Raw genomic sequence first — 23,374 nt, forward strand, 5'->3', positions numbered from 1 at the left:
GCAGATTTTTCATGACCTCCTTTTATGCATTTCCTCAATCGTTACCTCCTCTGCTTTGGTCTGCTGGCGACTCAGGCATTGGCTCAGTCCGGCAGTAAGCCAACCGGCCAATCCAGGCCGGGCCATACAGGTGTTCACTATGAGATATTCGTTCGCTCGTTTGCCGACTCCAACGGCGACGGCATTGGCGACCTTAATGGTGTTACGTCCCGTTTAGATTATTTAAAAGACCTGGGTATCTCGGCGATTTGGTTGATGCCCATTAGTCCTTCGCCCAGCTACCATAAGTACGATGTAACGGACTACTACGGCATTGACCCTGAATATGGTACGATGGCTGACTTTAAACGGCTACTGACCGAAGCGCACCGACGTAATATTAAAGTCATCATTGATTTTGTGATTAACCACAGCAGCAACCAGCACCCCTGGTTCCGGGACGCAGCATCGGGACCGACAGCAGCTTACCGCAACTGGTACGTCTGGATGACACAGGCACAAATTGACTCGCTGAACCTGTCCACTCGTGAAGCTACCGCCGACTCGGGCGAGCGCAGTCCGTGGCATGTCGCTAATAACCAGGCAGCCGCCAAATATTACGGTATGTTCTGGAGCGGTATGCCCGACCTGAATTATGACGAACCGGCCGTTCGACAGGAGATTTACAAAACCGGAAAGTTCTGGCTGACAGAGGTGGGTGTAGACGGTTTCCGGCTCGACGCAGCCCGGCACATTTACCCCGACCAGGACGAACCGAAAAACCACCAGTTCTGGGCTGAGTTTGGCCGCACGATGGAGCAGGCCAAACCCGGCACGTATACCGTGGGCGAAGTTTGGGCTAAAGCCGATCAGGTAGCGCCCTATTTTCAGGGCTTGAAAGCTAATTTCAATTTTGATCTCAGCTTTGCTCTGCAAAAGCTAGTTGCGCAGGAAAACGACTCGGTCAATGTGGTTGCCATGCTGGCGCACAATCGGGCCATTTACGCCAAAGCTAATCCGCAATTCATTGACGCCACGATGCTGACGAATCACGACCAAAACCGTATTGGCAGCGTGCTAAACGGCAATTTGAATCACGAGAAAGTAGCCGCTTCGCTCCTGCTCACCCTGCCCGGTAATCCGTATCTGTATTATGGGGAAGAGCTTGGCATGTTAGGCCGTAAGCCCGACGAAACCATTCGGGAGCCGTTTTTGTGGGATAGGCAACCCCAGGACAAACAGCGCACCCGCTGGATGAAACCTACGTTCACCACCGATTCAAGCGTGGCTCCGCTATCGCGTCAGCAGGCTGATCCAACGTCATTGTTTGCCCATTACAAACGGCTAATTCAGTTTCGGAACAGCCATGCTGTGCTAAACGACAACCTCAGCCAGTTGGCTGAAACGGGTATTCGGCAGGCAGGTGTCGTTGCCTTTGTACGGCAGTCAGGAAAACGGTCGGTGCTGGTGGTGCAGAATTTGACCGGCAAACCAATTTCAGTAGGATTAACGCCAAGCGAACAAGCATACCGTAAGATTACCTTTCAATCGGTAAACGGCGCTGGACTGGCTAAGAACCAGTTAACTATTCCGGCTTACGGTTGTACAATTCTTGAATAGGATAAGAAGCGAAAACTCAGCGGCTGGTTTCACTGTTCGCTAGAAATACAATTATTCTAACACACCGGACCGCCTGATTGCTTATTTTCTATGCAGCCTGATAATTCGCTTACCCATTCTTACCCCTCCTTACAGCCTGTTGGACATACGGGCGTTCACTACGAAATCTTCGTTCGCTCATTTGCCGATTCCAATGGCGACGGCATCGGCGACCTGAACGGAGTAACCAACAACCTCGATTACTTAAAAGAGCTGGGTATATCGGCGATCTGGTTGATGCCCATTAACCCCTCGCCGACGTATCATAAATACGATGTCACGGATTATTACAGCATCGATCCTGAATATGGTACGCTGGACGATTTCAAGCGGCTCCTGGCCGAAGCACACCGGCGAGGCATTGCGGTGTTGATTGACTTAGTGTTGCACCATACCAGTTTGCAGCATCACTGGTTTCAGGAGGCCCAGAAAGGGCCTACCAACCCTTACTGGCATTATTACAAATGGCTTACACCAGAAGAAATTAAGGCGCGCAACCTGGCCACCCGCGACATTACAGCTGACTCGGGCGAGCGTAATCCATGGCATTCCGTACCGGGCGCTAAATACCGGGAGCAGTATTACGGTATGTTCTGGAAAGGCATGCCCGACCTAAATTTCGATCATCGACCGGTGCGGGAAGAGTTTTTCAAGATTGTTCGCTACTGGCTTACCGACGTTGGTATCGACGGCTTCCGGCTCGACGCAGCCCGGCACCTGTACCGTGAGTTTGAAGAACCAAAGAACCATGAGTTCTGGCAGGAGTTCGGCCGGGAAGTGGAAGCCGCTAAGCCAGGTGCCTACACAGTTGGCGAAGTCTGGACGCGTCCCGAGCACATTGCGCCTTATTTCAAGGGTTTGAAAGCCAACTTTAATTTCGACCTGCGCCTGGTGATCGAAGAAATCGTTCGCGACGAAAATGACACCGAAGACCTGGTCGCCCTCCTGGATTATATTCACAAAACGTTCGCAGCGACCAATCCGCAGTTCATTGATGCCCTGATTCTTTCGAACCACGACCAGAATCGTATTGGTAGCTTGCTGAAGGGCAATTTGAACCATCTGAAAGTTGCCGCGAATCTGCTGTTGACATTGCCTGGTCTCCCCTACTTGTACTACGGCGAAGAAATCGGCATGCTTGGCTTAAAACCGGATGAGAACTTGCGGGAGCCGTTTTTATGGGACATCCGCGCCAAAGACAAACAGCGAACCCGCTGGCGACGCGGCAAGTACACCACTAGTCAAACCATTCGTCCGCTGGCCGAGCAACGTAATGACTCAGACTCGTTATTTAATCATTACAAACGAGTCATTGCCTACCGCAACAGTCACTCGGTTTTAAACGACAACCTCAGCCGGTTGCAACCAGCGGGTATCCAGCAAAAAGGAATTATTGCTTTCGTTCGTAAAGGGGCTAATAATCAGCAGGTGCTGATTGTTCACAATATGACCGGCAAACCGATTAACGTGGTCTTCTCGCCGGACGAGGCCTGGTGCCAACGCATTGTATTTGAAACTGTACCGGGTAGCTCGTTTGAGAATGATTGGGTGAGGGTGCCTGGTTACAGCTGTGTGGTGATTGAATAGGCAATTTCAGGCAAAGTAGTATCTTTATCAAACCTCCTTTGATTCGTATGCAGGCCGAAAAAGTATGTCGTTCCCGTTCCCGGAAGGGAGTTTCTCAACGTCGTCGTAAAGCAACGCCGGAGCAGTATTTCGAGGGTGAAATACGCTCCGTACGCAAACATGAATATATTGACGGTGAGATTCGACTAATGCCCTACACCTCTGAAAACCACGGCCTGATTGTGGCCAACCTGACTGGTCTTTTATTCGCAGCACTCAACGGTACCAACTGCCGCGTGTATCCCAGTGATCATATGCTGTTTACGCCACAAACCGGAAACTACTATTACCCCAATGTGATGGTTGTCTGTGGCGAATCGCAGTTTTACCAGTTCAAGCCCCGGATGCAGGCCACCTTAAATCCAACTGTACTGATTGAGGTGTTATCGGAGACAACCAACGATTACGCGGTGCCACGTCTGGCCGAGGCTGTGAAATGGTATGCCTACAAGCAGATACCAACCCTACACCAGTACGTTCGGGTATCACAAGACGAAATCCGCCTTGATCTCTTTACCCGCGTCGGCGATACCAACGACTGGCTCAACACCTTCGCCGAACAACCCGACCAGACGGTTACCGTAGCCGGTTGTGCGGTGAAGGTGAGTGAGGTCTATGAGCATGTGAAAGTGGGGTAATCTCTTGTCATCCTATCCAAGGCCAATAAAAAAGTGGCTAAGTTGATACTTCTTGACAGCCTTGTTAAAATCAATTTCACCTGAGTCGATTACCCAATACAACTTTTCTATCAATGTGAGAATTACTTTTTTCGCTATAACACTCTCAGGCAAATGAGATATGTAGAATGTCATAGGAAATTGCAGTAATGCTTTGATGGGCCCTTTCCAGTCAACACTGTAAGGATCGATACTTAGTATTTTTGCAAAGTTCTTCCATTTCTGTTATTGAAATCATGCGGATGGATGCAAATAGCGTCTCGAAGTAATCTTTATCATCGGCGGGTAGTTTGTGATAGCCTAGTGCCTCCACTTTGGTTATTACCGAGACTACTGCATCCGGCTCGGTAATCATTAGCCGTAGCTGCCTATACTTGTCCGAGACCGAGTAAATAATCAGGTTTGAATCAAACAACTTCATTACTCATCCCGAAAAGGCAATTTACGATCCTGACGTGACTCGCGTAGGTGTTCCAGCATAGCTTCCAGATTCATATCTGGGCTACCCCGCAAAATAGCCGCCCGTGCTTTTGTCTCTTCCTCATCGTTGACAACATTGGCCAATGATCCCGTAGGCTCGATTCTAATTAACTCTAAGTCAGCTAAATCCTGCAAAAGCTTAGTTGCTTTTGGGTTGAGTATCTCGACAGAATACGTTTCCATAAACAGATGCACTTTACTTGATGATACGCGATATAAACAAGATATTAGAACCTACTTTTATGAACAGATCACCACGTTTTCGCTTGTATTCCAGTTCTGATAATGGGGTATTAACTCCAGTCAGGCTGATAAAGAATATGAATGCTGCTCTATCACCGACCTTACCGCATTACAGTTGATACTTTCTAAAAATCAACTGGTAAATTATTGGCTATTCAGCGCCCAAACTCGCCGATTCACACGCGCAAATCCTTGACTCCTCGCTTTTTAACCGTTTTCTAATAACTCTGTGCAGCTAACCAGATGTTTCTACCGTATCCGAAAACAACAGGATATGTTATGGAAACAAGACAAAAACATACACCATTCCTTACTCAAAGACAGCACTTATTAATTCTATCATTCTCAGCTGGGCTATTGCTGGCGTCGTGTAGCAGCCATAGTGGCAAAAAAGACGACAAAACGCAGAGCCAGCCCAAAACATACTCGGTTCTGACAGTTAACCCTCGCCAGGTGACGCTTTACACCGACTTCCCGGCCATCATTCAGGGACAGCAAAACGTTGAAATTCGCCCGAAAATAGACGGGTACGTAGAAGCAATCTATGTCGATGAAGGCGCGACCGTCACGAAAAATCAGCGGCTTTTCCGCATCAATGCTCCTCAATACGCGCAGGATGTACGGACTGCTCAGGCTGGCATCCAGACGGCCCAGGCCGATGTGAATGCTGCCCAGATGGCCGTTAATAAGGTGAGGCCGCTGGTGGAGAAAGATATCATTAGCAAGTATCAACTGGAGTCAGCGCAGTATACCCTCGACTCTAAGGAGGCAGCGCTGGCCCAGGCTCAGGCTACGCTCGTCAATGCCCGAACGAACCTCGGCTATACCCTCATTACTAGTCCGGTCAGTGGTGTTATTGGCTCCATTCCCTACAAAATCGGAAGCCTGATAACGAGTACAACAACGAACCCGCTGACCACAATTTCGAGCATTAGTAAAGTGTACGCCTATTTTTCGCTGAACGAGAAACAACTGCTCGACTTTACCCGCGATGTCAAGGGAAGTACCTTGCAAGACAAATTAACTAAGGTCCCCGACGTTATGCTGCTCCTGCCCGACGGCTCAGTTTATGGCTACAAAGGCCGGATAAAAACCGCTATTGGTCAGATCGATACGCAGACGGGTTCCAGTAATTTCAGAGCTACCTTCCCTAATCCGCTGGGGTTACTGCGTAGCGGTAACAGCGGTACCGTACGTATTCCCCGCACGCTGGACTCGGCCTTGATCGTCCCACAGAGTGCTACCTACGAACTACAGGATAAGCACTTTCTGTACACCCTGGGCCAAGGTAATAAAGTCTATACTACGGCAGTAACCGTAACGCCCACGCCCGACGGCCAGTACTACGTTGTGCAACAAGGCCTTAAGCCAGGCGACCGTGTTGTGCTCGACGGAGGGAATGCCCTCAAAGACGGTGTACTCATAAAACCCCGAACGGTTCAGCCTGACAAAGTGTACCGGATCAACAAAGATCAGGAAGAGCAGTAGCGACAGGTTCCGGCTTTTTTCAGTCTTATTCTCATTCATTATGCTAAAGACATTCATAGAACGCCCGGTTCTCAGTACGGTTATTTCGGTACTAATTGTTTTGCTAGGCATCGTCGGTTTAGTCAAGTTACCCATCGCACAGTATCCCGATATATCGCCAACCACCATACAGGTATCGACCAGTTACAGTGGAGCCAACGCCGATGTGGTGCTAAAGAGCGTCATTGTTCCCCTCGAAGAGCAAATCAACGGGGTTGAGGGCATGACCTATATGGCCTCTACGGCTACGAACGATGGGGCAGGCAGCATCAGTGTTTTCTTCGGCGTAGGCACCGATCCCAACCAGGCCGCTGTCGACGTACAAAACCGCATTTCGGCGGCTACCAGCCTGCTACCTCAAGAAGTTATTCAGGCAGGCGTAACGGTGCGAAAACAACAGAGCAGCAATCTGCTAATTACTTCTATTTACAGCGACAACAAGGCCTACGACCAGACCTTTTTGCAGAACTACGCAGCGATTAACATCATTCCGCAGTTGCAGCGGGTTAATGGCGTTGGCAGTGCCGCCGTTTTTGGCTCAGCCAAAACGTACTCTATGCGGGTGTGGCTCAAACCCGATGTGATGGCCATATATGGCATCACATCGGATGACGTATCGAAGGCTCTAACGCAACAGAACGTCGATGCCGCACCGGGTAAATTTGGCGAGAACGACAACCAGGCGTTTCAATACGTCATCCGCTACAGCGGTCGCCTGCAATCGACCGACCAGTTTGGGAATATCATCATCAAATCGACCGGTAACGGCCAGTTTCTACGACTCAAAGACATTGCCCGCGTTGAGCTGGGTTCGCAAACCTACTCTAGTTTCACGACCACAAATGGCAAGCAGTCCGTCGGAATAGCCATTAGCCAGACGCCCGGCTCCAACGCCAGTGATGTGATCAATAACTCTAAAAAAGTAATTGAGCAGGCCGCCCAGTCGTTTCCGCCCGGCATCCACTTTGTGTATCTGGTCGACATCAATCAATTCCTGGATGCGTCGATCAGCAAAGTGATTCATACGTTGCTGGAATGTTTTGCGCTCGTATTCCTGGTCATCTTCATTTTTCTTCAGGATTTCCGGTCAACCATTATTCACGGGGTGTCCGTTCCCGTTGCCATCACTGGTACATTTTTCTTTCTGTACTTGTTCGGGTTTAGTATTAACCTTCTCACCCTGTTCGCCTTAGTGCTGGCCATTGGCATTGTCGTCGACGACGCTATTGTGGTTGTTGAGGCCGTCCACTCGAAGCTGGAAAGCGGCTACAAATCGCCCCGAAAGGCAGCCATCGATGCCATGGGCGAAATTTCGGGAGCTATCATTTCTATCACCCTGGTAATGGCTTCGGTATTTCTGCCCGTTACGTTCATCACTGGTTCGGCGGGCGTGTTTTACAAACAATTCGGCATCACTCTGGCCATCGCCATCATTATCTCAGCCGTTAACGCGCTAACACTCTGCCCCGCATTAGCCGCGCTGTTTCTCAAACCACCCCAGCACGGTAATAACACAGAAAAGCGCAGTGTACTTCAGCGGTTTGGGGTTGGCTTCAACGCAGCGTACGACGCCTTGACTGTAAAATATAGCCGTTCTATAAGCTTTTTGTCGGCCCGAAAATGGCTGGTACTCGTTGCGGTTGGGGTCTTTGGCAGCGCCTTTTATCTGCTGTTGAAAAACACGCCATCGAGCTTCGTACCCAAAGAAGACATGGGCGTGATCTTCGTTAACATCTCGCTGCCTCCCGCTTCATCGATGGAGCGGACAACTGCGGTTGCTAATCAGGTGGATAGCATTGCCCATACCATTCCGGAAGTGCAGACGAGCCTTCGTAACCTGGGACAGAACTTCATTGCCGGTAACGGAAGTGCCTACAGCCTGATCATTCTGAAGCTGAAGCCCTGGGATGACCGTCCGGGCGTGACCGACGATGATGTCATTCAGAAGCTAAAACAAAAGTCGGCCGGGATTCATAACGCGAGCATTGTGTTTCTGCAACAACCAACCATTACCGGTTTCGGGACGAGTGGTGGCTTTACGTTTCAATTGCAGGATAAAGGCGGCCATACTATGGATGCCTTTTATAAAGTGTCCCAAAACTTTCTGGGCGAACTGGGGAAACGTCCGGAGATCCAATACGTAGCTACGCCTTTTAACCCCAATTTCCCCCAATATCGGCTAGATGTCAACGTACCGAAATGCACCGAAGCCGGTATCGCCGTGACGGACGTATTGAACGCCATGCAGGTCTTTTACGGCAGCTCCTACGTATCTAACTTTAACGAGTTTGGAAAGCAGTATCGGGTTATCATGCAGGCCGACACAAATTACCGCGCTAACCCAGGCGGACTCAACAAAATAGCGGTTCGAACGTCGAGTAATACCATGGCCCCGATTACGGAGTTTGTGACACTCAAGCGCATCTATGGCCCGGAGAGTGTTTCCCGCTTCAACTTGTTTACGTCTATTTCGGTCAATGGCTCACCCAATCCAAGCTACAGCACTGGGCAAGCCCTCAACGCCATTCAGGAAGTAGCCGCCAAAACGTTACCACCGGGTTACGGCTTCGAGTATTCGGGCATCAGCCGTGAAGAGCAGAACGTCGGTTCACAAACGGTGTATTTGTTCATTCTGTCTCTAACATTTGTGTACCTGCTGCTGAGCGCCCAGTACGAAAGTTATTTATTGCCCTTCGCCGTCCTGCTGTCGTTACCTATCGGGTTAACCGGAGTATTCGTTTTTGCCCATTTGTTTGGGCTGGACAACAACATCTACTTGCAGATATCGCTCATTATGCTGATTGGCTTACTGTCCAAAAACGCCATTCTGATTGTCGAGTTTGCCATTGAGCGACGCCGAAACGGGATGGGGCTACTGGAGTCGGCTATTGAGGGAGCCAAAGCACGCTTACGGCCTATTCTGATGACCTCTTTTGCGTTCATTTTTGGCCTCTTACCGCTCATGTTCGCCAGTGGTGCCGGGGCGCAGGGTAACCGCTCCATTGGTACGGGTGCCATCGGCGGTATGCTCTTCGGAACCCTCCTGGGTGTATTCGCCATTCCTCCGCTGTTTTTATTGTTTCAGGGCCTTCAGGAGAAAATCAGCGGGGCGCCTGGCCAGCCTGACCCAGATGATGATGACCATCCGGCAAACGTTAACAGTCCAAGTACGCAACTGACTACAAACGAGATGGATGCGTAGCCCATCCAATCCACAGCCTATAACCACCATGAACAGACTACTCACTCGGCCCTTAGTTGCCGTCGTGCTGCTGGGCCTATTGCTGCAATCCTGTCGGGTCACAACCCCCTATCAAGCGCCGGGTTCCCCCTCCACCAATTTGTACCGGGGCGTCAAAACGACTGACTCTACGAACTTAGCCAGTTTGTCGTGGCGGCAAATGTTTACGGATACAATTCTCCAACGCCTAATTGAGCAGGGCATTAACAACAACCTGGACCTCAAAATTGCCGTAGCCCGGATGCAATCGGCCGAAGCAGACCTACAGCAGAGTAAGCTGGCTTTTTTTCCAACGCTCAGCGCAAACGGCGGCTTTACGGTATCGAAATCCTCATCGGTGCAGTTACGGTCGCTTAACATCAAGAGTTCAGATGCTGGAAACGGAGCTACCACAGCTAGTCCAACTACTATTCCGACGATAAAGCAGTTTACGTTAACCGGGAGCAGCAGTTGGGAGGCCGACGTTTGGGGGAAACTACGTAGTACAAAACGCGCCAATCTGGCGGCTTATCTCGCCAGTGACGCGTACCGACGGACCGTGCAAACGCAGTTAGTGGCCAACATTGCCACTAATTACTATGCGTTAATGGCTTATGATAAACAGCTGGAGATCACCAAAGCCACCATCGACATTCGAAAAACAGACGTCGACATTACCAAGGCCCTGAAGGAAGGTGACGTAGTAACCGGGGCCGACGTAGTACAAAGCGAAGCGAACCGATATGCCGCCGAAGTAACCCTACCCGACATCAAACAAAACATTCGTCAAACCGAGAATGCGCTGAGTATTTTGCTGGCGATGCCGCCCGATAGCATTCCCCGGGCCCGGTTAGACGACCAGCCGACGGTTGCCTCTCTCCAGACAGGTTTGCCGGCGCAACTACTTGGCAACCGCCCCGACGTGCAGGAAGCCGAATTGGCTTTCCGCAATGCCTTTGAACTGACCAACGTAGCCCGTACCTACTTCTATCCATCCTTAACCATTACGGGGAACGGCGGTTGGGCTACAGCCAACACACTCCGAGGCTTTTTTGACGGCACCTTCTACGGCAGTCTAGTCAGCGGATTAACGCAGCCTATTTTCAATCAGGGCGTTAATCGTCAGCGACTGCGCAAAGCCGAAGCAACCCAGAGCCAGGCGTTTTTTACGTATCAATCTACACTGCTAAATGCCGGTCAGGAAGTATCGAATGCCCTGTTCTCCTACAACATGGGAGTCGAGAAAGCGAACGCTCGTCAGTATCAGCTAGCCGCTCTGGAAAAAGCGGTTTCGTATACAAAAGAGTTACTGAAGTTTACGGCTAACACCAACTACACGGACGTACTGACTGCGGAGCAAAATTTATTGAACGCCCAACTAAACGGCGTTAATGACCGACTTCAACAGCTTCAGGCCGTTGTGTCCCTTTATGAGGCACTGGGCGGTGGCTGGCGGTAGCATGGGATGGGCGGTGACTGATGAAGCAGGTTATTTTTTGCCGCTACCGCCTATCTTTGCCTAATTTTGTCCGTATCGCTCCCATGGCCCAATCTCTCAACGTCCGCCATTCAGCCAGCGAACATGACTGTCAGGGTAAGAGATTTATCAAAAACGTAAAAACGATGCTCACTCGGATTACCATAGACCCAGAGATTTGCCATGGCAAGCCCACCATCCGTGGTTCAAGACTGCTCGTGACTACGGTTCTCGAATTACTGGCTAGTAATATGACTTGGGACGAAATACAGGCAGACTACCCTGGTCTCGAACCAGAAGACATCCAGGCTTGTCTGAACTATGCGGTACAACTAGCCCATTTCAGCACTATTCCGTTAGCCGCATGAGGTTTCTGGTGGATGAACAGTTGCCTTATTTGCTGGCAGACTGGTTGCAAGAAAAAGGACAGGATGCGGTTCATGTAACAACCTTACTGACCAACAGTCGTATACCTGATGGCTACATCTGCGAACGTAGCATGGCTGAACAACGAGTTGTCATTCCTAAAGACGAGGATTTCCTTAGGACATATCTGATTAAGCAGCAACCTTATAAGTTAGTTTACCTGACAACTGGCAACCTCAAAAATCGGCAGTTAATGAACTTGTTCCGAGCCAACTTCCACAATTTGCTGAATGCGCTGGAAACAGCTGATGTAATCGAGCTCAATCAGTTTGTATTAAAGATTTGGCATTAATTGTTTGTAAATGAAGTGAGCTTCTATTGGTGTGGCTAGTTCACTTGCCGCTACCGCCTATCTTTGCCTAATTTTGTCCGTATCGCTCCCATGGCCCAATCTCTCAGCGTCCGCCATTTGGTGGGCATCAAAGACCTGACCGAATCCGACATTCAGCTTATTCTGGAAACGGCTAAGGAATTTAAAGACGTCATTAACCGCCCCATCAAGAAAGTTCCTTCGTTGCGTGACGTGACGATTGCCAACGTTTTTTTCGAGAATTCAACGCGTACCCGACTTTCCTTCGAGCTGGCCGAAAAACGGCTCTCAGCCGATGTTGTTAACTTCTCGGCATCGGGCAGCTCGGTGAAAAAAGGCGAAACCCTGCTGGATACCGTCAACAACATTCTGGCCATGAAGGTCGATATGGTAGTCATGCGACACAGCAGTCCCGGCGCTCCGCATTACCTGACCAAGCACATTAAAGCCAATGTTGTCAACGCGGGTGATGGTACCCACGAACACCCAACGCAGGCTTTACTCGATTCATTTTCTATCCGTGAAAAGCTGGGCGACGTAGCAGGCAAACGCATCGCTATTATCGGCGATATCACGCACTCACGCGTAGCCTTATCTAACATTTTCTGTTTGCAGAAACAAGGAGCTGAAGTGATGGTGTGCGGGCCTAAGACACTTATACCAAAGCATATCGAAGCATTGGGAGTGCAGGTTGGGCACGATGTTCGAGCGGCCCTGGCGTGGTGCGACGTAGCGAACGTACTCCGAATTCAATTAGAGCGTCAGCAGATCAAATATTTCCCCTCGCTGCGCGAGTACTCCCTCTATTTCGGCATTTCTAAGCAGATGCTGGACGACCTGGATCGGCCTATCGTGCTGATGCATCCCGGCCCCATCAACCGGGGGGTTGAACTTACCTCAGATGCGGCCGATTCCTCGCATTCGATCATTCTCGACCAGGTCGAAAACGGCGTGGCCGTCCGCATGGCCGTGCTGTATCTGCTGGCGCAGTTGTAAGAACCAGATAACTGATCGAGGGAATCTTTTCGTTATATTTGATAAAAGCACTTGCAGCCATGGACCTGGAACTTCGTACCCTACATCCGCCCCGTTACCGGGAATTCGACGACGACTTCTTCTTCGCCTTATGTCAGGCCAACGAAACAACGAAGCTGGAACGCGACGCGAACGGAAATATTATTTTTATACCCCCACTGGAACAGAAACAGGACGTTACAACTTCGAACTATCGGTTGAAGTAGGATTCTGGAATCGCCGTACTAAACTTGGGTATGCTTTTGACTCATCGACGGGCTTAATGGAAGAGTACCGCGATAACGGTTGTCGACTGGGCTGGCTGATTGACCGGACAGGTAAACATGCATTTATCTATCGCGAAAATGGCTCGATCGATATTCGTCAGGGATCAACCCTGGCGTTGTCCGGCGAAGATGTACTGCCCGATTTCACGATTAACATTGATTTGTAAGTCACAGCTACAGACCGAACAAATCCGCAAATCGGACTGTTCTCCAACTATCTACCTGACCGACGCATCGACGCCACCGGCGTCTTTAACAACTGACTAATGAAAGGCTTTCAATTTTCCGATTTTATACCCCCCGAACAGAAGGAAGGTAGCAAGTTTGACCAGCTGCTGAACATCTTCCAGCAACTGTTACTACTGACCTCCGGTGACGTTGAGCAGGCTATGTCCTGGATGAGCCAGCTCGACCGGCAATACGGCCTTACCGACGACAAATACGGCATTGGTAACTTCTTCGATGACCTGAAAGAAAAAGGCTACCTGACCGAAGAGAACGAGGAAGGCCGCATTGTGATGACGCCCAAAAGCGAACAAACCATCCGTCGGTCGGCTCTTGAAGAGATTTTTGGCAAGCTCAAACGCTCCAAATCGGGTGGTAATCACAACACACCTTACACCGGCACCGGCGACGAACTGAGCAGCGATCTGCGCACGTATCAGTTCGGAGATACCCTGGAGCAGATTTCGATGACGGAATCCATCAAGAACGCGCAGATCAACAGCGGTGTTGACGAATTCCGGCTTATGGAGCGCGATCTTGAAGTCACCGAGAAAGAGCAAAAAACGCAAACCTCGACCGTGCTCATGATCGACATTAGTCACTCGATGATTTTGTACGGCGAAGACCGCATTACGCCCGCGAAGAAAGTGGCGTTGGCGCTGGTTGAACTGATCAAACTGAAATACCCCAAAGACACGCTCGACATTGTGGTGTTTGGTAACGATGCCTGGCAGATTCAAGCGAAAGACCTGCCTTATCTGGAAGTTGGTCCGTACCATACGAATACCGTCGCCGGACTTGAACTGTCGATGGATTTACTTCGTCGGCGGAAAAACAAGAACAAGCAGATCTTTATGATCACGGATGGGAAACCAACCTGCCTGAAAGAAGGCATCAAGTACTACAAAAACTCGTTTGGGCTTGATCGCAAAGTAGTCAGTAAAACATTGACGCTGGCTGCGCAATGCCGCCGACTGGAGATTCCGATTACGACGTTCATGATTGCTTCGGACCCGTATCTAAAGCAATTTGTGCAGGAGTTCACCAAGGTGAACAACGGCCGGGCGTATTACAGCGGTTTGCAGGGTCTGGGTAATATGATGTTTGAGGATTTCCAACGCAACCGGCGTAAGAACATTAAATAAGCAGTGATTAACAGACAACCAATAATAGTTTGTAAAGTCGGGGCCATTGCCTCGACTTTGCTTTTGTGTATGGTTCTCAATACCTCTGGCCAATCACGGACGGCAACAGCGTTGACGGATTCAATTACGGCCTATCTGCATCGACTTCCATCAACAACACGAGTCAGCATCGCCGTTAAATCACTAGCGGACAGCAACATTGTCTTTACTTATCACGCTGATGAACGGGTTCCTTCGGCTAGTGTGATTAAACTGCCCATTATGCTCGAAACAATGGAGCGGGCTAAAGCAGGAACATTGGATCTGGACGAAATTCACATTCTAACCGATTCTGAGAAAACCGGTGGTGATGGCGTGTTGAAGACGTACTCGCACCGCAGCCGCATCAGTTACCGTGATTTGCTCCGGCTGATGATGGTGTACAGCGACAATACGGCCACTAATATTTTCATCAATGAACTTGGCCGCGACGCTATCAACCAACGTATTCGAGCGCTTGGGCTCACCCAAAGTCAGCTCAACCGAGTCATGATGGACACGCTGGCGGCCAAACAGGGAAGAGAGAATTATGTAACAGCGAGGGAAATGAACCGCCTGCTCGAAATGATTTACCGTCACCAGGTGGCAACGCCCGAGCTTTGTGAGCAAATGCTTACTATTCTTAAAGAGAATGCGGATACGGCTACCATTCCACGTTTACTCCCTAAGGACGTAGTGATCGCCCATAAGACGGGAACGTTGAGCTATATACGAGGAGACGCAGGAGTCGTTTATGCTAAGAAGCCATTCTTATTATCAATCTTCGTCCAGGGCACGTCAACCTTTGAAGCCGAGCGGATTATTGCCGAGATGGCGTTACAATGTTATAAGCTATTTAGTAGTTAGGTTTATCCTCAAAGGCCTCCTGAATACTGAACAATATTATGTTAGATGCCAGCGTAGTCAGATAAATCAACCTGTTATTCTATGCAATACATTGTTTTACTTCTTGTGCTATTGTTATTTTCTGCGGCTGGCCAGCCAGGGAAAATTATAAAAGTCAAAAGCCACTATTTTATAGAAGAGTATGAAGTTCAGGCCAGTAACGATACGATTCGAACAGGTATTTATAAGAAGTATTTTCGGGACGGTAACAACCTCTTAGAGGAAGGCCAGTACAACAGTAATAAACGGGTTGGTACCTGGACTTTTTATAACAGAGCAAGTAAACCGGAATTGGTCTACGATTATAGCATTAATAAAATAGTCATGACCAACCGTGCTATTAAAGATAGTACAGGTATAATTCAACAGGCCGACTCTACTGTTACGGTTTGGTTTGAAACACCTCCGGTTTATTTAGCTAGTTCGCAGCAAATTTTTGGTATCCTGGTTCGTGAGTCAAAGTTTCCTGCCCATCTGCAACGTGCCGGCCTTTCACAACTTTCTTATCAGATTGTGGCTACAATCTCACCAGTAGGCGCCCATTATCGAGTTGTTACGTCACACAATGACAAAGAATTTGTTAAGAATGCTCAACAAGCCTCCCAATTAGCATTTAAAGATGTTCAGTGGCTACCTGCTGTATATGACGGGAAAGTTGTGACCGCTCTGTACAGATTAGACCCTGTAACGCTGAATGGTTTCAGCATAAGAAGATAAACAGAATTACTTGATGACCACCTTCGCCGATAAAGCCATCCCTTATTACAATACGCTGAAAGCACCGACTCATTTACCTACCGGCGTCGGTGTTATGAATCCTTACGAGCAGTCTGAAGTGCAAGATATTGTCAGCCAGTTTTATACAAAGTTTTATTGTGACCATACGCCCCGCGTGTTCGTGCTGGGTATTAACCCAGGCCGGTTTGGAGCGGGCGTAACGGGTATCTCTTTCACCACGCCCCAGAATCTGCGCCGGTATTGTGGCATTGAAAATAACCTGCGCGACACACCCGAATTATCGAGCCGGTTCATTTATCAGATCGTCGAAGCCTTTGGCGGGGCAGAAGCGTTTTATGGCCGTTTTTTTCTCTCCTCTCTGTTTCCATTAGCCTTAACCAAGAACGGGAAGAACTACAACTTCTACGACGACCGGATCACGACAGAATCCCTCTGGCCAGCCATTACCGAAACTGTCAGGGCACAACTGGCTTTCGGCAGTGACCGACGCGTAGCGGTTTGTCTGGGTCGCAAAAATGAGACATACCTACGCCGACTAAACGATCAGCAGGGCTTTTTTGAGCGCATTGTTACACTCGACCACCCAAGGTACATTTTGCAGTACCGAAGCAAAGACATTGACGCCTATGCAGATCGGTACATTACTACGCTAGCCGACTGCCTCGTTGACTAATTCATATGGCAAAAGGCAACCCTTTAATGCAAGAGGTTGCCTTTGTTAAACCATTCAGCGCTTATGCCTTCCTGAATTCAATTGAGAACGTGTATTTCTCGTTTATGCCATCGCCGTCGAGATCATCCTCTTCCTGATTGCTCCAGGTCATGGTGTTACCACTGACAGTTAGATCAAAGGTTTCGGAACCGTCGCTATCGGTAATGGTCAATTTGTTACCGTTTACTTTCCAGGTTGACCCGCTTTTAGCTGGGTTAAGGTCATCGGAATCTTCAGACTCGCATTTAGGTGATGCAGCCCCCGTAACTTTTCCGTCACCGTTGAGCGTAATGCGGCTGTCTTTTAAGCAGGCAATTAGTTTAGCGCCTTCTTCTTCGGCACCCTGCTGAGCATACAAGTCTACGATGTAATCCAGAAAGCTTTGTGAATCCTTACCATCTGAGATCTTTATGTCTGAAATTTTCCAGCTTCCTTCAACAGCATTTCCTGACGGATTTACAACCTCGTTACCGTCTTTCTTACAACTTGCAAACATCAGAGGCATTACCAGTACAAATGCCCAAACCATTAACCGGGAGAGATTCATCATTTTCATGAGCGTATATTTTTGAGATCGTTTTTGATTACGCTTCAAAAGTATCGTGCTCCCATAGGGCATTCCGAGCAGGATTGGTATGGATAGTCGTATTGACGTAATGAAGTGTCACTTCGTGACAGTGAATCGTACAACCGAATTTGAGCCAAAAGACCACTATGTTATCAACCCAGGGGCATAGTGACAGATACAATTCTTTATAACTTTACAACTTCAGGACTATATAACTTTAGCAGATGCTCGTAACCACTACGCCCAACATCGAAGGTAAACGGATCAAACAATACATTGGCTTAGTCAACGGGGAGGCCATTATTGGGGCTAACATCGTTAAAGATTTCTTCGCTAACATCCGCGATGTGGTTGGGGGCCGCTCCGGCGCTTACGAACAAGGGCTTCGCGAAGCAAAAAGCATTGCGATTAAAGAAATGATTGATCAGGCTACGCGCTTAGGAGCAAACGCTATCATCGGCGTAGACTTAGATTATGAAACTATCGGCGGCAATGGCGCGATGCTGATGGTTAGCGCCAATGGTACAGCCGTAATAATTGAGTGATCTATACACTCATTAACAAAACGAGGAACCCCAGCTGGGGTTCCTCGTTTTGTTAATGTAGCGCGGGTGGAAACCTGCTTTGACCCGTTTTGTCTTAAAATCACAGGTTTCCACCCGCGTTACAAACTAAAACCGGTCATCGTCGTCCTCATCCTCTTCTTCCCCGAAACTACTTCCGGGATTGAACATTGAGCCGAGAAGGTCTTTGAACGTCTGTCCGGTATCCATAGCTTTCTTGCCAACTAGTGAGTGTTCGGCCAGTCCGTGCAGGGCAAACTCCATCATGAATAACTTTTCGGGCTTACTTAAACGCGGCTGAAACTGATCCACTACGTCATCCAGACCATCAATGGTTTTCAATCGGGCTTCGTAATCGCGGTTGGTCAGATCGTTCAGAATGTCCATCGTGTTGCCGTCGCCAAACCAGTCCGTGACTTTCTTGTACGGATTGCCACGCTTGTCTTTTTTAGCTTTCTCCGGGTTTGGGAAATACTGCAAAAACTGATTTCGAATGGCTTTACCAATCAGGTTCTGCGCCACGATGACCGGGCCCTCGACTTCGCCCTCGTACACTAACTCGACCTTACCACAGATAGCCGGCACTACGCCGTACAGATCGGCAATACGAACGTACGTATCTTTTTCACCGTTGAGCAGCGCCCGCCGTTCGGCTGAAGAAAGCAAATTCTCGTAGGCCGAAATTGTCATACGGGCCGATACGCCACTCTTCGCATCAACGTATTCGCTTTCACGCGCTTCGAGGGCAATCTGTTCGATCAGGTCAGCCACGAGGTCATTGGTCTTCACCATACCTTTCTGCTCGGTCTTGACAGTAGCCTCCTGCATCGTGATCTTTTTCCCGATCTCAATCGACTTCGGATAGTGCGTCACAATCTGCGAATCGATCCGGTCTTTCAACGGCGTCACAATACTACCCCGGTTGGTGTAATCTTCTGGGTTAGCCGTAAAGACGAACTGAATATCGAGCGGCAAACGAAGCTTGAAGCCCCGAATCTGAATATCGCCTTCCTGCAAAATGTTGAACAGCGACACCTGAATACGAGCCTGCAAATCAGGCAACTCGTTGATAACAAAGATACAACGGTGCGAGCGGGGAATCAGGCCAAAGTGAATGGTCCGCTCATCCGAGTAAGGCAATTTAAGCGTTGCGGCTTTAATTGGGTCAACGTCCCCGATCAGGTCAGCTACCGATACGTCGGGGGTGGCCAGCTTTTCAGTATAACGCTCGTCTCGGTGCAGCCAGGCAATTGGCGTAGCATCGCCTTTTTCGGCAATCAGATCAAGGGCAAACCGGGACAGCGGCTGTAAAGGATCGTCGTTTAGTTCCGAACCGGCTACCACCGGGATGTACTCGTCGAGCAAATTTACCATCAGCCGGGCGATTCGGGTTTTTGCCTGCCCACGCAGACCTAGCAGATTGATGTGGTGCATCGACAGGATGGCACGCTCTACGTCGGGAATAACGGTATCTTCATAGCCCCAAATGCCGGGGAAAACAACTTCCTTTTCCTTAATTCGGTCAATCAGGTTGTCCCGCAACTCCTGCTTGATTGAGCGGGATTCATACCCGGCGGCTTTTAACTCGCCAAGCGTAGTGATCGTCAATAATTTTGATGATTTCAGGCTGCGGTAGTTCATTGGGCGTTTTTGAATGAATAACGAACGATGTATATGTCTAATGATTTGGAGAGTTACTGGCTCAATTCTTGATTACGCCCTCTGGTACATTATTCATTCTACATTATCCATTAAAGCTAACAGGCTTTGGGAAGAAATGGTTTTTGGACGCTCAAATTGACTAATTTTACCAGTCTGCAACGAACATTTAGACCAGATGCAGGTTGCTGCCGCCGTTTATGAAATCAACTTTTTTGCCTTTCTCTTTCCTCTTCTTACTACTCGGTGCCATTGGCTGTCGCATTCAGAAATATCCTCCTGAATTAACCGGCATATCTCCTAAACAGGCACCTATAGGCCAGGAGATTACACTAACGGGCTATCAGTTCAGCTCTACCCCTACCGTAACCGTTGGTGTAGCCGCATCAGCAGTAGCCGCTACAGTGGGCAGCAGCGACGATAACACCATCAAGATTACGGTGCCGCTCGTAAATCCAGGCCGGACACAAATTCGGGTACAGACCGACGAAGGTACCTCTGACCCCTTACCATTTATAGTCGAGCAACCCGCTCCTACGCTCAGTACCATTACTCCCGCGAATGGTTTGCCCGGCACTACGGTTGAGCTCACGGGCGCTTACCTTAATCAGGTCAGGTACGTTCGGTTTGCTAATGTGGACATTGCCGTTAAAGATAGCTCGGCGCAGAAACTCACTGTAACGGTGCCGCCCAACATACCCCGCGGTCCACAAACCATCGTCATAGAAACGTCGGGGGGGGTATCATCAGGAAGTTTTATTGTAGCGGGGACTCCTCAGATTACCAGCCTTTCAGCAAAGAAAATCCGTCCCGGTTCAGAGCTAATCATTAAGGGTGTTAACCTGACGGATGGCCTGGTCTACATCAACGGCATGGGTACCGACCGGAGCCGAACAAGCGTACAAGACACTGAGATTCGCACGATTGTTCCGGAATTTGCCCAAACAGGCCGTGTTACGGTCACCGTTTTTGATAAACTCGTGGCCACCAGTGCTGATACGTTGCAAATTGTGCAACAGCCCGCTATTGCCAACCTGAGTGCCCCCGACGGGATTGCAGGCGATAAGATAATTTTAACGGGTCAGAACTTACGTGAAATATCAGCGGTGTCGTTCGGAAGCCTGCCCGCTACGTACCGCGTCATTAGCGATACCCAGCTCGAAGCTACGGTTCCGACGCTCCCTTCGTCCGGAGCCGTAACGGTTTCGGCCAGTGGTGTTGGCGGCAATACCAGTGCCGCAGATCCATTCTTTTTCTATCAGGCACCGACCAATATTACAGTTAATCCGGCCCGTCAGCTCAACAACCGTCCGATCACGATTTCGGGGCAAAATCTATACCGCATTACCGAAGTGCGCGTCAGTGGTCAGGCTGTACCCATCACGAGCCGCACGGAGGGATTTGATTTGCTAGTCAACGTTCCCGCTAATGTTGTCAGCGGACCGGTCACGGTCATCAACCGGGCTGGTTCGGCAAGTACAGCCAAGCCGCTGGTTGTGATTCAAAAGCCCGTCATTACCGATATTATTCCGAAAAAAGCCCGGCCTGGTGAGCGGGTCGTGTTACGCGGTGATTTTCTGCTCAATGCCCAGATTCTGTTTTCGGGCACAACTACAGCGGCCGTTGATGGCGGCAAAAACGAAGATACCGAGCGTTGGGTGTTAGTGCCCGCCGATGCGCAAACGGGTCCAATTCAGGTCGTCAACGTCCTGAACGATCCCGTGACGACCGAAACGTTCACAGTATTACGCCTAATTCCTGATGTAGACTTCACCCCGAAATCCGCTAAAGTAGGTACCGAAGTTGTGCTGACGGGTCAGAATGTAGCGTCGGTTCAGGAAATCCGTTTTGGCAATGGCACGTCGTCGCCTGCCAAATTCACGTTGATTAACACGACCAGCCTAAAGGTCACTGTTCCGGCTGATGCCGTTACGGGTCAGATCTGCCTGACAAACGAAGCTGGCAAGTCCTGCTCGACCAGCAGCTTCACGGTGGCGAAGTAGTTTCATCCGTACCATGACGCTTGCAGTGCGTAGGTTTAAAACCACTTACTCAATAAACTACAAAAATAGTTGCATAATCATTTTTATAGTTTAGCTTTAAGATAAGTAGTTGTCTTCTATTAACTCTGACTGACATGGAACATAAGACTATCGCTTATCTTTTGTTAGTATTTCTGCCTGCTCTGTCAATCGCTCAATCGAAAACGGTTGAAATATCTCTGAAATCAGTCGATAACTACTTTGCTAAAGCCTATAATCAGGTGGGTACAGAGCAGTCTACCGATCTTTCAGGCTTTCAGGGGATACCTGATTATCTAGTTGAGAGGGTCATTCGATTCTCAAATACGGTCCGGGGGCAATCTAAATTTGAAGAGTATCAGATGGGCAAGCTTACCCCAGCCGAATGGGAAAAAGCGAAAGCGTCCTGCGCATGCGACACAACGGCACTAAGCCCAGCTCCACTTAAACAGCGCATTAATACGCTGGTTGGCACCGATAAACAAGGACGTAGAGTAGTCATTGTCGATGCCAATAACAATCAGAATTTCAGCGATGATCGGGTGTTACGCTATCCCATGACACTTCCAACCATTGAGCGATACAAGAACGGCTTTTATACACATAGCATTCACGCTGTTTATGATACGTTACCGGCCGTTCGGGTGCAGATCGAAGCGTTTGATGGGAAGAAGATAATTCCTAGATACGTCTGGGTTAAGCCTAATCCTTACAATAGCGGCTGGACGTATCTTAACCCAATAGAGAATCAGTTTCATTTAACTCTGCTGGCCCACGAATATCGATCTGGTAATGGTATCCTGAGAGGAAAACCGGTTTATTTTATCGTAACGAGTGGTACAGCTGGATTACCGTATAGCTCACCAATGGCTACAATCGAGATTCGGCAGGACCCACAGGCTCTGTCAAGCGCTCTTGGTAAACCAGAGTACAGGATTGGGCAATCATTTATTCTAGACAATCACCGAATCGAGATCACACGTATTTCACTACAGGGCGATAAGCTGCTTTTGACAGATAAAGGCTTAGCTAATGCTACTATTTCTAAACCGGCTGAGAAGTAAATGACTTGTTTAAACGGCAGTGTAACGTTTTTTTCAACCCAAAGTTTGCTACGTACGCTTATCTAAAATTATCGTTTTCCTTTTTCTTTCATTCAACTCTTATGGCCAGCCGGGAAGGGAAATAAATGTATTGTTCATCGGCAATAGTTTGACGTATTACAATGGAATGCCTGAGTATCTGGATCAGATGTTGAAAGCAACCCATCAACGAGTGCATATTGAGACCAGCACGTTTCCAGGTATGTCATTAGCCGATCACTTGGACAATGTTATTGAAGCCAAAACAGAAAATGGCATAAGAACCCGGAAGAAGCAGCCAAACGAACAAACCGAAACAGAAGTTAAGATCCTCAGCAGAAAGTGGGATGTTATCGTTCTGCAAGAAGGAACCATTCGGCTACTAATCCCTGAGGCAAGAAAGTATTCAGTAAATACAGCTATTGAGAAAATCAAAAAGCTCAATAACAATCTTAATACTGCGTTTATTCTGTTTAAAACCTGGCCTTCCAAGCATAAATACCCTGAACAGTTCTGTTATCGTTCTTCAATGATTGATCCGTCAATACAAAAGCCCAGTTGCTGTTCAGCAAAAATTAAAGATGTAGAAGAGGAATTCGCCTTACTAAGTGCAGCCTACGACTCAACTGCGGCTGCTACGCAAATCGGCAAAATTGAAGTTGGCCAAAAGCACTATAAGATTATCGGTAGTCCTCAAGAAGTAATGATGTCAGGTAAGAAGCCGCAACCAAGGGGGTAATTTTGAGTCGCCAAACTTGAATTACCCGTCATGTTTTACCAACACAACTGCCCTGGTTGCGGCTCTTCAAACA

General features: G+C 48.9%; 21 protein-coding genes. 18 read left to right on the plus strand and 3 right to left on the minus strand.

Annotated elements, in window-relative coordinates; all coding sequences use genetic code 11:
- Positions 1-24 precede the first annotated feature (24 nt).
- The 3 genes from ACFSUS_RS28020 to ACFSUS_RS28030 all read left to right on the plus strand — a co-directional run bounded on the left by ACFSUS_RS28020 (position 25) and on the right by ACFSUS_RS28030 (position 3,902).
- Positions 25-1,599, plus strand: coding sequence for an alpha-amylase family glycosyl hydrolase (locus ACFSUS_RS28020; protein WP_381528267.1), 1,575 nt, complete (start codon positions 25-27; stop codon positions 1,597-1,599).
- Positions 1,600-1,689: 90 nt separating this feature from the next.
- A complete protein-coding gene (locus tag ACFSUS_RS28025; RefSeq protein ID WP_381528268.1) occupies positions 1,690-3,225 on the plus strand; it encodes an alpha-amylase family glycosyl hydrolase in 1,536 nt (511 codons plus the stop codon).
- A 47-nt stretch (positions 3,226-3,272) separates the two neighbouring features.
- A complete protein-coding gene (locus ACFSUS_RS28030) occupies positions 3,273-3,902 on the plus strand; it encodes a Uma2 family endonuclease (RefSeq protein WP_381528319.1) in 630 nt (209 codons plus the stop codon).
- Between the two features lie 459 nt (positions 3,903-4,361).
- Here the strand turns inward: ACFSUS_RS28030 and ACFSUS_RS28035 are convergent, their stop codons facing one another.
- Positions 4,362-4,604 carry a hypothetical protein gene (locus ACFSUS_RS28035; RefSeq protein ID WP_381528270.1) on the minus strand — a complete coding sequence of 81 codons (243 nt, stop codon included), beginning with the start codon at positions 4,602-4,604 and terminating at the stop codon, positions 4,362-4,364.
- A 339-nt stretch (positions 4,605-4,943) separates the two neighbouring features.
- Here ACFSUS_RS28035 and ACFSUS_RS28040 point away from each other — a divergent pair, with 339 nt between their 5' ends.
- The 11 genes from ACFSUS_RS28040 (at position 4,944) to ACFSUS_RS28090 (ending at position 16,630) form a co-directional block, all read left to right on the plus strand.
- Positions 4,944-6,152 carry an efflux RND transporter periplasmic adaptor subunit gene (locus tag ACFSUS_RS28040; RefSeq protein ID WP_381528272.1) on the plus strand — a complete coding sequence of 403 codons (1,209 nt, stop codon included), beginning with the start codon at positions 4,944-4,946 and terminating at the stop codon, positions 6,150-6,152.
- Between the two features lie 40 nt (positions 6,153-6,192).
- Positions 6,193-9,393 (plus strand): efflux RND transporter permease subunit, encoded by a 3,201-nt coding sequence (locus ACFSUS_RS28045; RefSeq protein ID WP_381528274.1) that lies wholly within the window; start codon positions 6,193-6,195, stop codon positions 9,391-9,393.
- Positions 9,394-9,421: 28 nt separating this feature from the next.
- Positions 9,422-10,870, plus strand: a complete 1,449-nt coding sequence (locus ACFSUS_RS28050) for an efflux transporter outer membrane subunit (protein ID WP_381528277.1) — start codon at positions 9,422-9,424, stop codon at positions 10,868-10,870.
- Between the two features lie 83 nt (positions 10,871-10,953).
- Positions 10,954-11,256, plus strand: a complete 303-nt coding sequence (locus tag ACFSUS_RS28055) for a DUF433 domain-containing protein (RefSeq protein ID WP_381528279.1) — start codon at positions 10,954-10,956, stop codon at positions 11,254-11,256.
- The gene (locus tag ACFSUS_RS28060; RefSeq protein ID WP_381528282.1) at positions 11,253-11,606 is read left to right on the plus strand and encodes a DUF5615 family PIN-like protein; all 354 of its coding nucleotides are present in this window, start codon (positions 11,253-11,255) and stop codon (positions 11,604-11,606) included. The genes ACFSUS_RS28055 and ACFSUS_RS28060 overlap by 4 nt, the downstream gene beginning before the upstream one ends.
- 90 nt (positions 11,607-11,696) lie before the next feature.
- On the plus strand, positions 11,697-12,620 hold the full coding sequence (locus ACFSUS_RS28065; RefSeq protein ID WP_381528284.1) for an aspartate carbamoyltransferase catalytic subunit: 924 nt from the start codon (positions 11,697-11,699) through the stop codon (positions 12,618-12,620).
- A gap of 130 nt (positions 12,621-12,750) precedes the next feature.
- Positions 12,751-13,092, plus strand: a complete 342-nt coding sequence (locus tag ACFSUS_RS28070; protein ID WP_381528287.1) for a hypothetical protein — start codon at positions 12,751-12,753, stop codon at positions 13,090-13,092.
- 99 nt (positions 13,093-13,191) lie between these two features.
- A complete protein-coding gene (locus ACFSUS_RS28075; RefSeq protein WP_381528290.1) occupies positions 13,192-14,295 on the plus strand; it encodes a vWA domain-containing protein in 1,104 nt (367 codons plus the stop codon).
- 69 nt (positions 14,296-14,364) lie between these two features.
- Positions 14,365-15,180, plus strand: coding sequence for a serine hydrolase (locus ACFSUS_RS28080; protein ID WP_381528293.1), 816 nt, complete (start codon positions 14,365-14,367; stop codon positions 15,178-15,180).
- A gap of 81 nt (positions 15,181-15,261) precedes the next feature.
- Positions 15,262-15,936: a toxin-antitoxin system YwqK family antitoxin gene (locus ACFSUS_RS28085; RefSeq protein ID WP_381528296.1), complete on the plus strand. Its 675-nt coding sequence runs from the start codon at positions 15,262-15,264 to the stop codon at positions 15,934-15,936.
- A gap of 13 nt (positions 15,937-15,949) precedes the next feature.
- Positions 15,950-16,630, plus strand: a complete 681-nt coding sequence (locus tag ACFSUS_RS28090; protein WP_381528299.1) for a uracil-DNA glycosylase family protein — start codon at positions 15,950-15,952, stop codon at positions 16,628-16,630.
- 61 nt (positions 16,631-16,691) lie between these two features.
- Here the strand turns inward: ACFSUS_RS28090 and ACFSUS_RS28095 are convergent, their stop codons facing one another.
- On the minus strand, positions 16,692-17,225 hold the full coding sequence (locus ACFSUS_RS28095) for a lipocalin family protein (protein WP_381528302.1): 534 nt from the start codon (positions 17,223-17,225) through the stop codon (positions 16,692-16,694).
- A 236-nt stretch (positions 17,226-17,461) separates the two neighbouring features.
- Here ACFSUS_RS28095 and ACFSUS_RS28100 point away from each other — a divergent pair, with 236 nt between their 5' ends.
- Positions 17,462-17,782: a heavy metal-binding domain-containing protein gene (locus ACFSUS_RS28100; RefSeq protein WP_381528304.1), complete on the plus strand. Its 321-nt coding sequence runs from the start codon at positions 17,462-17,464 to the stop codon at positions 17,780-17,782.
- A gap of 126 nt (positions 17,783-17,908) precedes the next feature.
- Here the strand turns inward: ACFSUS_RS28100 and ACFSUS_RS28105 are convergent, their stop codons facing one another.
- Complete coding sequence (locus ACFSUS_RS28105; protein WP_381528307.1) at positions 17,909-19,441, minus strand: P-loop NTPase family protein; 1,533 nt, start codon at positions 19,439-19,441, stop codon at positions 17,909-17,911.
- 218 nt (positions 19,442-19,659) lie between these two features.
- Here ACFSUS_RS28105 and ACFSUS_RS28110 point away from each other — a divergent pair, with 218 nt between their 5' ends.
- From ACFSUS_RS28110 to ACFSUS_RS28120, 3 genes are all read left to right on the plus strand, one after another.
- Positions 19,660-21,462 (plus strand): IPT/TIG domain-containing protein, encoded by a 1,803-nt coding sequence (locus ACFSUS_RS28110; protein WP_381528310.1) that lies wholly within the window; start codon positions 19,660-19,662, stop codon positions 21,460-21,462.
- Between the two features lie 134 nt (positions 21,463-21,596).
- On the plus strand, positions 21,597-22,544 hold the full coding sequence (locus ACFSUS_RS28115; protein WP_381528313.1) for a hypothetical protein: 948 nt from the start codon (positions 21,597-21,599) through the stop codon (positions 22,542-22,544).
- A gap of 130 nt (positions 22,545-22,674) precedes the next feature.
- On the plus strand, positions 22,675-23,301 hold the full coding sequence (locus ACFSUS_RS28120) for a DUF4886 domain-containing protein (protein ID WP_381528316.1): 627 nt from the start codon (positions 22,675-22,677) through the stop codon (positions 23,299-23,301).
- Positions 23,302-23,374 lie beyond the last annotated feature (73 nt).

Origin of the sequence: Spirosoma soli, from assembly GCF_042684525.1 — a bacterium.
Taxonomy (GTDB): Bacteria; Bacteroidota; Bacteroidia; order Cytophagales; family Spirosomataceae; genus Spirosoma; species Spirosoma soli.

Bases quoted from the DNA above. Each gene is read 5' to 3' on its own strand.
- ACFSUS_RS28055 (WP_381528279.1), top strand. From the start codon at position 10,954: ATGGCCCAATCTCTCAACGTCCGCCATTCAGCCAGCGAACATGACTGT.
- ACFSUS_RS28060 (WP_381528282.1), top strand. From the start codon at position 11,253: ATGAGGTTTCTGGTGGATGAACAGTTGCCTTATTTGCTGGCAGACTGG.
- ACFSUS_RS28040 (WP_381528272.1), top strand. From the start codon at position 4,944: ATGGAAACAAGACAAAAACATACACCATTCCTTACTCAAAGACAGCAC.
- ACFSUS_RS28020 (WP_381528267.1), top strand. From the start codon at position 25: ATGCATTTCCTCAATCGTTACCTCCTCTGCTTTGGTCTGCTGGCGACT.
- ACFSUS_RS28025 (WP_381528268.1), top strand. From the start codon at position 1,690: ATGCAGCCTGATAATTCGCTTACCCATTCTTACCCCTCCTTACAGCCT.
- ACFSUS_RS28080 (WP_381528293.1), top strand. From the start codon at position 14,365: ATGGTTCTCAATACCTCTGGCCAATCACGGACGGCAACAGCGTTGACG.
- ACFSUS_RS28075 (WP_381528290.1), top strand. From the start codon at position 13,192: ATGAAAGGCTTTCAATTTTCCGATTTTATACCCCCCGAACAGAAGGAA.
- ACFSUS_RS28065 (WP_381528284.1), top strand. From the start codon at position 11,697: ATGGCCCAATCTCTCAGCGTCCGCCATTTGGTGGGCATCAAAGACCTG.
- ACFSUS_RS28085 (WP_381528296.1), top strand. From the start codon at position 15,262: ATGCAATACATTGTTTTACTTCTTGTGCTATTGTTATTTTCTGCGGCT.
- ACFSUS_RS28050 (WP_381528277.1), top strand. From the start codon at position 9,422: ATGAACAGACTACTCACTCGGCCCTTAGTTGCCGTCGTGCTGCTGGGC.
- ACFSUS_RS28100 (WP_381528304.1), top strand. From the start codon at position 17,462: ATGCTCGTAACCACTACGCCCAACATCGAAGGTAAACGGATCAAACAA.
- ACFSUS_RS28115 (WP_381528313.1), top strand. From the start codon at position 21,597: ATGGAACATAAGACTATCGCTTATCTTTTGTTAGTATTTCTGCCTGCT.
- ACFSUS_RS28045 (WP_381528274.1), top strand. From the start codon at position 6,193: ATGCTAAAGACATTCATAGAACGCCCGGTTCTCAGTACGGTTATTTCG.
- ACFSUS_RS28090 (WP_381528299.1), top strand. From the start codon at position 15,950: ATGACCACCTTCGCCGATAAAGCCATCCCTTATTACAATACGCTGAAA.
- ACFSUS_RS28035 (WP_381528270.1), bottom strand. From the start codon at position 4,604: ATGGAAACGTATTCTGTCGAGATACTCAACCCAAAAGCAACTAAGCTT.
- ACFSUS_RS28110 (WP_381528310.1), top strand. From the start codon at position 19,660: ATGAAATCAACTTTTTTGCCTTTCTCTTTCCTCTTCTTACTACTCGGT.
- ACFSUS_RS28070 (WP_381528287.1), top strand. From the start codon at position 12,751: ATGTCAGGCCAACGAAACAACGAAGCTGGAACGCGACGCGAACGGAAA.
- ACFSUS_RS28095 (WP_381528302.1), bottom strand. From the start codon at position 17,225: ATGAAAATGATGAATCTCTCCCGGTTAATGGTTTGGGCATTTGTACTG.
- ACFSUS_RS28030 (WP_381528319.1), top strand. From the start codon at position 3,273: ATGCAGGCCGAAAAAGTATGTCGTTCCCGTTCCCGGAAGGGAGTTTCT.
- ACFSUS_RS28105 (WP_381528307.1), bottom strand. From the start codon at position 19,441: ATGAACTACCGCAGCCTGAAATCATCAAAATTATTGACGATCACTACG.